This window comes from Eubacterium sp. 3_1_31 (assembly GCF_964249515.1).
Lineage (GTDB): Bacteria > Bacillota_I > Bacilli_A > Erysipelotrichales > Erysipelotrichaceae > Longicatena > Longicatena caecimuris.
Genome location: NZ_CAXUBY010000006.1, coordinates 98391 through 111096 on the forward strand (window position 1 = coordinate 98391; position 12706 = coordinate 111096).

General features: G+C 38.9%; 13 protein-coding genes. 7 read left to right on the forward strand and 6 right to left on the reverse strand.

Features of this window, described 5'->3' with window-relative positions:
- Positions 1–46 precede the first annotated feature (46 nt).
- The 3 genes from ACESSZ_RS04385 to ACESSZ_RS04395 all read right to left on the reverse strand — a co-directional run bounded on the left by ACESSZ_RS04385 (position 47) and on the right by ACESSZ_RS04395 (position 1893).
- Positions 47–691 (reverse strand): SGNH/GDSL hydrolase family protein, encoded by a 645-nt coding sequence (locus ACESSZ_RS04385; RefSeq protein ID WP_119983287.1) that lies wholly within the window; start codon positions 689–691, stop codon positions 47–49.
- Between the two features lie 84 nt (positions 692–775).
- Positions 776–1678, reverse strand: coding sequence for a hypothetical protein (locus tag ACESSZ_RS04390; protein ID WP_119983286.1), 903 nt, complete (start codon positions 1676–1678; stop codon positions 776–778).
- On the reverse strand, positions 1675–1893 hold the full coding sequence (locus ACESSZ_RS04395; protein WP_008979742.1) for a helix-turn-helix transcriptional regulator: 219 nt from the start codon (positions 1891–1893) through the stop codon (positions 1675–1677). Before ACESSZ_RS04395 ends, ACESSZ_RS04390 begins: the two co-directional genes overlap by 4 nt.
- A gap of 149 nt (positions 1894–2042) precedes the next feature.
- On the opposite strand from ACESSZ_RS04395, the gene ACESSZ_RS04400 reads away from it, so the two are divergent.
- The 6 genes from ACESSZ_RS04400 to asrC all read left to right on the forward strand — a co-directional run bounded on the left by ACESSZ_RS04400 (position 2043) and on the right by asrC (position 9276).
- The gene (locus ACESSZ_RS04400) at positions 2043–2957 is read left to right on the forward strand and encodes an ABC transporter ATP-binding protein (RefSeq protein WP_008979743.1); all 915 of its coding nucleotides are present in this window, start codon (positions 2043–2045) and stop codon (positions 2955–2957) included.
- Complete coding sequence (locus ACESSZ_RS04405; RefSeq protein ID WP_119983285.1) at positions 2954–4171, forward strand: ABC transporter permease; 1218 nt, start codon at positions 2954–2956, stop codon at positions 4169–4171. The genes ACESSZ_RS04400 and ACESSZ_RS04405 overlap by 4 nt, the downstream gene beginning before the upstream one ends.
- A gap of 368 nt (positions 4172–4539) precedes the next feature.
- Positions 4540–6096, forward strand: coding sequence for a collagen-like domain-containing protein (locus ACESSZ_RS04410; RefSeq protein WP_120136704.1), 1557 nt, complete (start codon positions 4540–4542; stop codon positions 6094–6096).
- A 320-nt stretch (positions 6097–6416) separates the two neighbouring features.
- Positions 6417–7463, forward strand: a complete 1047-nt coding sequence (asrA, locus tag ACESSZ_RS04415) for an anaerobic sulfite reductase subunit AsrA (protein ID WP_119983283.1) — start codon at positions 6417–6419, stop codon at positions 7461–7463.
- On the forward strand, positions 7456–8256 hold the full coding sequence (gene asrB / locus ACESSZ_RS04420) for an anaerobic sulfite reductase subunit AsrB (protein ID WP_008979764.1): 801 nt from the start codon (positions 7456–7458) through the stop codon (positions 8254–8256). The genes asrA and asrB overlap by 8 nt, the downstream gene beginning before the upstream one ends.
- Positions 8257–8271: 15 nt before the next feature.
- Positions 8272–9276, forward strand: a complete 1005-nt coding sequence (gene asrC, locus ACESSZ_RS04425) for a sulfite reductase subunit C (protein ID WP_008690684.1) — start codon at positions 8272–8274, stop codon at positions 9274–9276.
- Between the two features lie 268 nt (positions 9277–9544).
- On the opposite strand, the gene ACESSZ_RS04430 is transcribed toward asrC, so the two are convergent.
- Positions 9545–10444: an NAD-dependent epimerase/dehydratase family protein gene (locus ACESSZ_RS04430; RefSeq protein WP_120136703.1), complete on the reverse strand. Its 900-nt coding sequence runs from the start codon at positions 10442–10444 to the stop codon at positions 9545–9547.
- A gap of 430 nt (positions 10445–10874) precedes the next feature.
- On the opposite strand from ACESSZ_RS04430, the gene ACESSZ_RS04435 reads away from it, so the two are divergent.
- Positions 10875–11723, forward strand: a complete 849-nt coding sequence (locus tag ACESSZ_RS04435; RefSeq protein WP_119983280.1) for a collagen-like protein — start codon at positions 10875–10877, stop codon at positions 11721–11723.
- On the opposite strand, the gene ACESSZ_RS04440 is transcribed toward ACESSZ_RS04435, so the two are convergent.
- A complete protein-coding gene (locus ACESSZ_RS04440; RefSeq protein ID WP_020990885.1) occupies positions 11706–11837 on the reverse strand; it encodes a hypothetical protein in 132 nt (43 codons plus the stop codon). The two genes, ACESSZ_RS04435 and ACESSZ_RS04440, sit on opposite strands and share 18 nt — an antisense overlap.
- Positions 11838–12028: 191 nt before the next feature.
- Positions 12029–12496: a ComF family protein gene (locus ACESSZ_RS04445; RefSeq protein WP_499842694.1), complete on the reverse strand. Its 468-nt coding sequence runs from the start codon at positions 12494–12496 to the stop codon at positions 12029–12031.
- Positions 12497–12706: the final 210 nt, after the last annotated feature.

A 12706-nucleotide genomic window follows, 5' to 3' on the forward strand; every position in this document is an offset into this window, starting at 1 on the left:
GTTTAACGAATGATCTATGAAAAAGGTCTTAAAAAAAGAAAGTTTTTTAAACTTTCTCATGATCCTTTTGCATTTTCCGAATTTCTTTTGCCAAAGCGTAAGCCAGTTTACGATGATTTTCTTCATCCATATGCACACCATCCGCTTTACTGGCGCAGGCAACACTGGCGGCATCAAAGAAGTAACAATGATATTGTGCACAGATTTCTTGTATTGGCTTTGCCATATGCCTTGCCACCTGATAACTCCTTTCATGGAATTCGCCTGCCCATGGTGAAGTTGTCAAAATCGTTTCGCCCAAGGCAATCGGTGAAACCACCAAAATCTTAGGAATGACATAACGTTCATAAAGAAAGGGATTCTGCATGATCTTAATATTTTCCCTGACTCCCTTTGCGATCATCTCGGCATTCAAATGATACATGGTTTTCAGATCGTTAGTTCCCAGCATCATAATGATAAGATCCAGAGGCTGATGGGTTCGCAATAGCATTTCCAAAACAGCACTGCCACATCTTCCCTTGCCATAAGGATCCTCATGAACCAAAGTACGTCCATTTAATCCCTCTTCAATAATTTCATCCTGTGGGAATTGCTGTGCTAATACCTTTGGCCAACGATGCGCAAAACGCATTCCACTTGTTGGATCATATCCCCAAGTATTACTATCCCCATAACATAAAATACGCATAACTTTCCTCCTTTTATATCATTTAAAGCTTTCCCTGTTTTTTTAAATCCAGTAATATTTATATTGGCTTTTATTTATGAAACATCATCCCAATAAGTTTTCTAGTTCTGTACAAAATCGATATGGATTTTCCGGATACAATAAGACATCTTTTCCTTGTTTGGTATGAATACACACTTTATCCTTCGCATATCCGATATTAAAGGTATCCTGTTGTTTCACAGATACGATTTCATCATAGCGCAAATATCCTCCTTTGCGATTCCACAATGCCTTATGATAACGCAAACCCTCTTCATCAAATACATAAATATTGGTTGGCGTATGAAAGCCATATTGCCATATCGTATAAAAAAGAAACAACATTGCCAATAATAAGGTCATATGGCACAACATATCATAAGAAATCGGCAACATACATGCGATTATCAAGAAAAACAAAACATAGTTTGTTATCATTTTACGACTGCGAAAGCTCAACTCTCCCAGTTCAATTTCTTTTTCCATTACCATTTTCCCATGCTGATACACTTTATTTGCTCCTAAGTAATTTAAGATGGCATAAAGAGGCCATAAATATGCCACCACACGAAAATACATCGCAGGGAAATCAAATAAAAATCCCAGTGCCCATAATGCATCCATGTAGAAGGACGGTGTAAAGACAAGTGCCGGTATGAGTAAAACTTCAAAATTCTCATCAATCCCAATCACCTGCTGATATGCGAAACGCAATAAATAATAATAGGTTACGGCGCCGATGATACCGACAGATAAATTAAAATAACTATAAGATATTTCTTCCCCATGAATCTCTTTATACCCATAAGCAATGCTGAATATCATAAATGCCAGTAATACCGATCTGGCTAATTCAATGTATAAGTTTTTTAAAGTATCCATCTGACGTTCATCCAATGGTGCTTTTCCTTTTGTTTTTCCATAACGTATGATATCTTTCAACAAGCTTTGTTTCGGCTGTTTCATTCCCATTCCTCCTTATCATAGGACTCATCCCAAAATAAATCATCTAAATGTTTATGCAACGCAATACAGATATTGATACAAAGCTTAATGCTTGGATTATACCTTCCTGCTTCAATCAACCCAATGGTCTGTCTGGTCGCTCCAACTTTTTTTGCTAATTCTTCTTGTGACATATCCAGTTCCATACGGGCCATCTTGATCTTGAGATTTTTCATATCGCATATCCCTTCTTTATCGTTTTTATTATAGGTGGATGAGAGAGGAAAAGCAAGGCTTTATGAAAGTTATATCTTACAAATGCAAAATATATATTGCATTTTAAAGAAACTTGCTTTATAATGCAGCTAACAATAGGAGGGACAAAATGAAACTAGAAGTACACGACTTGCATAAAAGCTTTCAAGGCAAAGAAGTACTGCATGGAATTTCTTTTACCATTGAAAGTGGCAAAGCTTTAGGTCTATTGGGGCGTAACGGCGCGGGGAAATCAACAACCATTCGCATTCTGATGGATGTATTCAAGGCAAATCAAGGAACACTTCTCATGGATGGAAAGCCATTTCATGCGAAGGAATATAACATCGGCTATTTACCAGAAGAAAGAGGCTTATATCCCAAAAAGAAAGTATCTGAGCAATTGCTTTATTTAGCTGAGTTACGAGGTATGAAAAAAGCCGAAGCCAAAAGCAACTTGAAAAAATGGTTAAAACGTTTGCATATTGAAGAATATGAATCACGTGTTTTAGAAACACTGAGTAAAGGAAATCAGCAGAAAGTTCAGTTAGCACAGACTTTGATGAATGATCCGGATATCGTAATTTTAGATGAGCCATTTTCCGGTTTAGATCCGGTAAATTCACAGATCTTACAAGAAGTCGTACAAGAGCAAATACAAGCCGGTAAGCTTGTCATCTTTTCTTCACACCAAATGAATTATGTTGAGGAATTTTGCGAAGATATTGTAATCTTGCATCATGGCAATGTCGTTTTACAAGGCAACCTGAAACAAATAAAAAAAGCATTTGGTCATAACCGTCTCGTATTACGTCCAAATGAATCATGTGCTGGCACCTTTGAGGACACTTTAAAACAATGTCAAAATATGATCAATCTGTACACAAAACAAGCAGAGGATTATATCGTAGAATTAAAGGAAGGTATTGATAAGCAGATGCTGTTCGCATATCTTGTGAATCATCATATTGATATCGACGTATTTAAGATATATGAGGCATCACTTACAGACATTTTTGTAGCAAAGGCAGGTGATGAAGAATGAGAGCCTTTTTTATCGTTTTAAAATTTGAATTGGAAACTATGCTAAAAAAGAAATCTTTTCTGATTTCCACCATATTAGTAGCAATAGCTGCCTTTGCTTTATTATCCTTCCCTCGCTTTCTATCAAATGACAGCGAAAATAAGGACACCCAAAAAGTTGATAAGGTCATGATCATACAGGATATGAAACAGATCTTACAAGATGACAATTTGATCAAGCAACAATTTCCTGCTTATAAGGTTCTGCGCACCACGCAGTTGGATGAATTAAAAAAACAAGTAACTGATGGGAAAGCAGATATTGGTTTTGCCATAAACGATGCTACGCATTTCACTTATTATATAAAAAATTCAAGTTTACAGGATACACGTCCAGCTAAGTTTGAAGATTTGATGAAAAAGCAATACCAAGCAAAGGAGTTCAAACGTCATCATTATGATGCGACAACCATTGAAGCTATTTATCAGACACCGATTCAATCCAAAACAACCGTGTTGGGAACCGATGGCAGCAGTAACTATTATTACACCTATGCATTGATCCTCCTTCTTTATATGATGATCATGATTTACGGTAATCAAGTTGGTGTAGGAGTTGCAAGTGAGAAAAGCAACCGTGCTATTGAAATACTAACAACCAGTACAACATCAAATACCTTAATTTTCGGCAAGGTCATTGCCGGCGCAATTACAGGGGTTCTGCAGACTGCCCTTATGTTAGGTTCTTTCCTGTTGGCATATCAAGTAAATGCAGATGTGTGGAATCATGCATTGGATAAATTTTTACACATTCCTTCCATCGTATTATGGACCTTCGCATTATTTGGCATGTTAGGCTATTTGCTCTTCAACTTCCTGTTTGGGGCGATTGGTGCTTTATGTTCGAAAGTCGAAGAAGTAAATGGGGCAACCATGCCGATTCAGCTACTGATTATCGCGGTTTTCATCTTGAGTTATGTAAGCTTGCAGATGCCAGATACGCTTCTTGCCAAAATCGTTGGTTTTGTACCCTTTACCTCCTGGATGTGTATGTTCATCAATGTTGCCGTTGGCTCTGCTACCGTATGGGAAATCATTATTTCCTGGTGCCTATTGGCAGTTACGACCATTGCCATGGGAATTTTAGGGGCGCGCTTATATCGCAGAGGAACATTGAGTTATGGCAATACGGTTTCATTAAAAACAATCGTACAAGCCTTACGTCATCATGAATAAAAAAATATTATAAATCATAACCAAAGTCATTTGTTTCTATATTCTCTTGTAAACAAATGGCTTTTTTTATGGTTATTGGGAAAAGTAACAGACATCCCTGATAAGATACACCATATAACATTTCCTATTTTGCATAGTATACGTTGGATAAAAAGAAAAGAGGTGAAACTTCATTATAAGAACATGCCTTTTCCACAAGTAACGCGCGTAATGAAAAGCCTTTTTTACAGTTGTCTGATACAGCAAAACATAGTTGTATCTCACGTTTTCATTGATATCCTTCTAAACTAGGCACTTGCTTATGCCATTTTGCAAGTAAGCGCATAGGATACGACGGATATTCAAAATCCATGCGGCGAGGTGATAAAATGGAATATGAAGATACGTTTGAACAAGATGATTACGATTATGAAGAAGAACCTTTTCAGGGACGAAACGATTGTCCGCTAAGTTGCTCATGCGAGCCTTGCATTACTCCTGTGAATACTTGTGGATGTGCATGTATTGGGCCAAGAGGTCCTAGAGGATTCCGTGGTGCCACTGGGCCTACAGGACCTACCGGAGCTACTGGTGCTACTGGACCTGGTGTAGGAGCTACCGGGCCTACCGGGCCAACAGGTGCCACGGGAGCGACCGGCGCGAATGGTGCTACCGGGCCTACCGGTCTGCAAGGACCAACCGGTGCAACAGGAACAACCGGCGCATCTGGTATTACAGGAGCTACTGGTCCTACTGGAGCAAATGGTGCAACTGGACCTACTGGACCACAAGGTCCAACAGGTGCTACCGGACTTCAAGGTTTCGCAGGAATCACGGGAGCTACTGGACCTGCTGGAGCTACCGGACCTACCGGAAATACCGGACCTACTGGAGCGAATGGTGCTACAGGCATTACAGGAGCAACCGGTCCTACCGGCATTACAGGAGCCACCGGCGCTACTGGTTTACAAGGGCCTACGGGAAATACCGGGGCAAATGGCGCTACGGGGCCTACCGGTGCTACGGGCGTTACAGGTACTATTGGGCCTACCGGGCCAACCGGAGTAACCGGTGCTACCGGAGCTACCGGGGCAACTGGCATTGGTATTACTGGGGTAACCGGAGCCACCGGCGCAACCGGCGCAACTGGGGTGACCGGACCAACAGGGCCTACCGGACCTACTGGCCCTACCGGTGCTACGGGTGTTGCTGATACGTTGACAGTTAGAAGCACAACGACTGCAGAACCGGGTACACCGGCATCTGTCACAGATTCAGGTGGTCCTAATCATATCTTAGACTTCGTCATACCACGCGGTGCTACCGGTACAGATGGCGAAGATGGTATCACTGGTCCTACCGGCCCAACCGGTGCTACAGGTGCAACAGGACCTACCGGGGTAACCGGTGCTACGGGAGCTACAGGTGCTACCGGTGTTGTTGCTGTCAGTGCTTCTTGTGCATGTGTAAGCCAGATGAAACACTTACTCGAACAGCTGATTGCTCTTTATCCAAATGAAAACGTCATTGTCAGTATGGAAAGTGGCAATAATGCAAGTGGTCGTCTCGGTTCCTTACTGCCTTCTCCTAACAACAACCCTCATAGTGGTATTTTGCAATTGGTCAACTCGCAGGGGAAACCATCCGAAGCCATTTCCATCTGCCATATTGCATCAATTAAACTTACCAGTGCTTCCTACAACAATGCTATCACATATCTGTCTGTACCAACACCAATACCAACTGGTTGTGACTTTGATTGTGAAGAAGCAGAGCGTATGTACTTGCCAGTAGGTACTACTGGTGTATCTATCAATGCTGGAGGTCAGACTGTAGGAAACGGTATGGTATTAAAGAATGAATTTGGTATGATCGTTCTTGTCGGTAATGGTTGTGACAACCCTACTTTCGTATCGGCCTGCAAAGCAGAAATCATCACGAAATAATATACCATCCCCATATGTATTTCATAAGCCACCAATAACGGTGGCTTTTGTCATTTATAGAAACTTCTTCACATTTTCAAAGCTTCTATTCTTGATCTTTTCACTTTCCCATCCTCCTTATCTTTTGCCCTTTCAAAACATTCTGGTACTAACGATAAGAAATATTTATGTATCTATTAGAATTTTTGAAAAACCGTTCCTCCTATTCAAAAAAATTTTTTAAGGGTTTACAATGAAATCAGTTATGACATACATAATGGAAGTCAAAGATGAATATCCTACAATGACTCTTATGTACAAGGATGAAGGAGGTAGTTACCATGTCGTATGAATTGACATACGAAGAGATGAATCATGTATTTGATTCACTCAGGCTGCATTATAAGATTTATGCACCAAAACGATTAAAAAATGCCGGAAGATATTGCAATACAGATATTATTCGGTATAAAGAAATCCGTAGTCTTGAAGAGATTGAATGGAATGAGCGCAGTCAATATTCGCCAAAGGAAGTCTTCTATCCAATCAATCAGACATTATTTCATTTCACTGAATATGGCTTTATGGAAAGTCAGATTTTTGATAAAGATCTGCTGATTTTTGCCCGTTCTTGTGATATTCACGGTATAAAACGTCTGGATAAGATATTCTTAGAAAATGGCAATGAAGTAGATCCTTATTATAAGCGTATGCGTGATAAGGTTCATTTTATCTTGATGGAATGTCCGGAAGAAGGCTGGGAATCTTGTGCTTGCTGCAGCATGGGTACAAATAAAACAGATGATTATGATTTAGCTATACGCCCTTATGAAGAAGAAGGACGTGTCTTGGTAGAATGTAAGAGTGATCAATTTACATCTATTTTTAACACATATCCGAAAACAACCTATCAGCCAGCATTTGTGAAAAAGAATGAAACCGTTATTCATGTTCCAAAGATAACGGAAGACATGGTAGCGGACATCTATGCTTTCGACATGTGGAAGGATTATCAGACACGCTGTATTGGCTGTGGCGCATGTAATTCCGTATGCATCACCTGTTCTTGCTTCAATACCATTGACACGACTTATACGGAAAATGGAAAAAGCGGTGAGCGCAGACGGACCTGGACCGGCTGTATGAATGATGGATTCACCACAGTAAACGGCGGGCATGCTTTCCGTGACGATTATCAAGATCGTATGCGATTTAAGACAATGCATAAGGTTTATGACTTTCAGAAACGTTTTAAAACCGATTATCAGATGTGTGTCGGCTGCGGTCGCTGTGATGATATCTGTCCGGAATATATTTCATTTACGCATATCATAAATCGCTTGTATGAGGAAGTAGAAGCAAGAAAGGAGGCAAAGGCGGATGAATAACCCCTGGTTACCTGAAAAACATCGTATTTTAGATATCATAGAAGAAACGGATTTAGAATCTACATTTGTAGTAGAATTCCCAAATGCCTCGATACGGCACGGACAATTCTTTGAAATCTCTTTGCCAAAAATTGGCGAAGCTCCTATTTCCGTAAGTAGTTTTACTGATTCCACGGTAGAATTTACAATTCGCCGCGTGGGAAAGTTAACAAACGTCATCTTCGATTTAGCACCTGGGGATGATTTATATATTCGCGGTCCTTATGGCAATGGGTTTCCATTAGAATCATTTAAAAATAAACATGTTGTGGTAATTGCCGGTGGAACCGGTGTTGCCCCTGTCCGTAGTACGCTAAAACACTTCCTTCATCATCCACAGGATTGTAAGGATGTATATGCCATTGCCGGATTTCGTGATCCTTCTCACACTTTATTTGAAAATGATTTAAAAGCCTTTGTCAATGCACCCCATTTTCATACGACCCTAACTTTAGATAATGGGCAAAAAGAGGGATTTAAAGAAGGCTTTGCGATGAATTATGTAAAAGATATACCTTTTCAGGAATGGGGCGAAGATTATGCCGTCATCATTGTCGGCCCGCCAGTCATGATGAAATTTACAGCTCAGGAATGTATGAAATATGGTGTTCAAGAAGAGCACATCTACGTATCCTTTGAACGTAAAATGTCCTGCGCTTTAGGTAAATGCGGTCACTGTAAGATTAATGAAACTTATGTCTGCCTGGAAGGTCCTGTCTTCCCTTATACCAAGGCGAAGACATTGATGGATTAAGGAGGTAACGTTATAATGGCTAAAGATATGAATATTGGTGCCTTGCGTACCAACTGTTTCCGTCAATCAAAAGTAAAAGGTGAATATATGTTACAAATGCGTGTCCCTGCCGGCCTTATCGAGGCTAAATATTTAGGCTTTGTACAGCATCTTGCGACAACTTATGGGGATGGCACCTTCCATTTTGGATCTCGTCAATGTTTTGCGATTCCCGGCATTAAATATGAAAATATTGATAAAGTAAATAAAGAATTAAAGGATTACTTAGAAGATATCGAGGTGGCACAATGTGGTGTGGACATGGATACGTCTGCCGGATATCCGACGATCGGTGCACGAAACATCATGGCGTGTATCGGCGGTATTCATTGTATTAAAGCAAATATTAACACGCAGGAAATAGCCAAGAAGATTGAAAAGGAAGTCTTCCCTAGCCACTATCATATCAAAGTAGCGGTTGCTGGCTGTCCAAATGATTGTGCCAAGGGACATTTTAATGACTTTGGGATTGTCGGCTTAACTAAACCCATTTATGATCCTGATTTATGTATCGGTTGTGGCAGTTGTGTCAAAGCCTGTGAATCTCATGCGACCAGAGTTTTGAGCATGGTAAACAATCGCATAGAAAAGGATGCTTGTTGTTGTGTTGGCTGTGGTGAATGTACGTTAGTTTGTCCTACCAATGCCATGCGCAGAAGTCCAAAACCATTCTATCGTATTTTGATTGGCGGCAGAACGGGGAAACAATATCCAAGGATGGGAAAAACATTTGCGGACTTCTTAAGTGAAGAAGCTGTGCTTGCTATCATTAAAAACTGGCAAGCGTTCTCTGCGGATGTCTTAAAAGGTCAGCCACGTTATCTGCATGGCGGTCATCTATTGGATATGGCAGGTTATGAGAAATTCAAAGAAATGATGCTTAAAAATGTTACGTTAAATCCGGAAGCACGCATTGCGGAAAATGTCTATTTTGCCGAAACAGAATATCGCGGCAGAATACATGTAAAACCAGTAAAATAAAAAATTGCTTGGAGGGGAAATATTATAAAAGAGGTCATGAAAACGGCCTCTTTTTTGTGTTTTTACTCTCACTTGTTAATGCTTCGAAAAAATCTAGCATTGGTAATTCCTCCTACCTAAAAAAGTTCTTTTACAAATGGTCATGTATCATTCACCATTTCTTAAATCTTGCTCATTTCCTCATCGTTATACAAACACATCATTACATATTGGTTTTACTTGAACCCCTCTATAAGTTCTGATTTTTTGTTCAGCAGATGGGACTTGTTTATCGTATATTCTTATCAATATAATCTAAATAAGGCTTTCTATTCACTTTTTCTGCATTTCCTTTATACCAATCAAATGCCTCTCTTAATCCTACAGATATCGGTTTTACATCATGCATAAGCTTATATTGTTCAGAAACATCCAGATAATATTCATAATCATAGAAACAAAAATAGTTTCTTTGTTCTATATCCCCATACACATATTCATATGCGGTTTGTTTCCCAACAACATGATAACAAAGGGCAACCCATTCCCGAATTGATATAGTATCTTTATTTCCTACATTAAAAATATGTTGAGCCGGTTTTTGTTTCAAAAGTATATCTATAAATCGGCATAGATCATGAATATGAAAAAACTGTAACTTCATTTCCCCATCTTTTGGTAAATAAAACTTCCTATCTGCCAACGCACATTCAAATACAAAAGCTTCTCTATATACATTGTTCATTTGCCCATATAAATAAGGTGGTCTAAGGATATAGGCATTGGGATTTCTTTTCAACAAAGCCGTTTCTGCTTCAATTTTATCAATTCCGTATTTCCCCCAATAGTTATTAAGCCCTACTGGAGAATCTTCTTTAAAAGGCTGTGAAAGATTTTCAGGATATACAGCACTTGAGCTGATCAAAATATAATCTTCATAACTGTCTAATGCAGCTAATAACTTTTCGACATCATCAGAAGTATATGCTGTATCAATCACAACATCAAAATGAAAATCGCGAAGAAGATTTCCTAAATTATGTCTGTCTGCCTGGATCAGCTTTACCCCTTTTGATTGCTTTTTGCTATTACGATTTAATACATATACATCATAATGCTTCTTAACATAATACTCTGCAATATATCTGCTTACAAATACTGTTCCACCAGTTATAAGTACTTTTTTCATGCAATCCTCCCAACCGATAGCTTTTTAAGCCGTGTATTTCCATATTATTATGCCATCTTAATTGCTATTACGCAATGAATAGTGCACGATTATGAGAAACCCATATCTTCCTTCATGTTCAAGATGCTTACATTTTTTTTACATTCAGGATGTTTTATTTATCCGATTTTATGTAGAATCATCAAAACAACAATACCGTTAAAACAGGTGAAAGAGGAAGTGGCTTATAAACATATGGTGGTAAATACACAGCCTATGCACATATCTAAAATCTTTCAAATATACCTTACCATTATTAGCATGTGTCTGAAAAAATATGATAATCTTAAACACTAATATCCTTATATGATATGCCTTATTTTATACTCCTGCATCATAGCCGTAACTAATATAAATAATGCTCATAAAATAACAAGAATGGAGGTAAAGTATGAAATACACAAATTGGAATTGCGAATGTTGTCCGCCGTGTCCTTGCTGTTGTGATGATGGAATCCCTCCTATAGGACCAACCGGTGCGACCGGTGCGACTGGGCCTACTGGTGCAACTGGGCCTATTGGAAATACCGGAGCTACTGGGCCTACTGGTGCAACCGGACCTATTGGAAACATCGGAGCTACTGGACCTATTGGTGCAACCGGACCTATTGGAAACACCGGAGCTACTGGACCTACCGGTGCAACCGGACCTATTGGAAATACCGGAGCTACCGGACCTATAGGAGAAACAGGCGCGACAGGGCCTTTGCCTCAAGTTGAAGTGATTGGTACAACAACTTTAGCACCTGGCTCTTTAGCAAGTGTTACTTCCAGCATAACTCCAGATGGCATCGCCTTAGAATTTGGCATTCCACAAGGCTTGCCGGGTATACTGCCTGAAATTGCATTTGCCAGCTTCATCACTTTTGCTGCCAGCTTCACCAATGCCACACGCATCCCTTTTGGCACACTTACGGAAGATGACACTGGTCAGATTCGCCAAATTTCCGATACAAATCTTGTGATAGAACCCGGTTATTATGTCATATCCTATCACGTATCTGCCCTGTTAAATCCACAAGGCTATATGCAGATAACACCATACTATAATGGTGCTCCCCATATTGAAACGGCCATTTATTTTATGAATGCCGCTGATAATACAAGTGCCTATGGCTCTAACACCTTTATCATACGTATGATTTCTGCAAGTGATTTCTTCCTTACGTTTAACGCCAATGCAAGAGCTACCGAGGGTACTTTAACATTGACGATTATTAAATTAAGGGATATCACATAAACCACTTCCCTGTTCATCTAGTGCCATCTGCATCAGCCAATACTTTTCACTAGATTGCGTAGAACATACGTAATCTTTTTCTTCATAAGAAAAAAACATCTCTGTTCTATTCATGTATATCAGCTCCTTTCATAATAAAGCCACTTTGTAGTTAAACCAAGTGGCTATGTAAACGTTATAAATCATTATTTGGGTTTCCAAAATCTTTAGGGGTCTAGACTTAAGGGGTCACTTTAGGGGGTTATTTCCTACAATTTTATAACTATATTTTAGTTCTTTGTAATTTACTTAAATAATTGCAATTTCTAATACTCATCTTCCAAATCTATAATTTCTGTAATCTCCAATTTATTATTATCTAACAACATACGTAATCCATGTTGCATAGATATAGAGGTGTCAACATAAAGATGTTTTTGATATTCCGTACATCCAAAAAACATCTGCTTGTTTTTATGATTAATCTTTAACGTCATTGGTTTCCCACAGCAAGAACAAAGAAGACTATGATAAGACATAGAAGTTGACTCTGTTAATTGGTTAGCAGCTAATAAGACACCACTTACATTTTTCGCTCCTGCCGCATATAGTGTTTTTGCTACTTCTAAAAAAGTTGAACCTGAAGAATACACATCATCCATAAGTAAGATACTTTTACCAGCTATATTTTCTGTAACTTCAAAAGCTCCTTTAACGATTTCTTTTCTGTTAAATAGATTATTTCCTTTTTGAGAAAAATCTTTATTACACTTTAAGATGCTTTGAAGCTCCAATTGATTATTAGTACATCTTTTTAAATGAAGTGAAGCGAATCTATCAAAACGCTTGTTTTTTATTTCAATAGGTTTTAATGGAATAGCCGTAAGAATATCTATTTTCTCTTTTTTATTTATAAAATTTATTGCTAATTTTTATATCTAATTTTGGATTATTCGCATAACCACTATACTTTCAAGCATTTTGGAGTATAGAAAACCATTCAT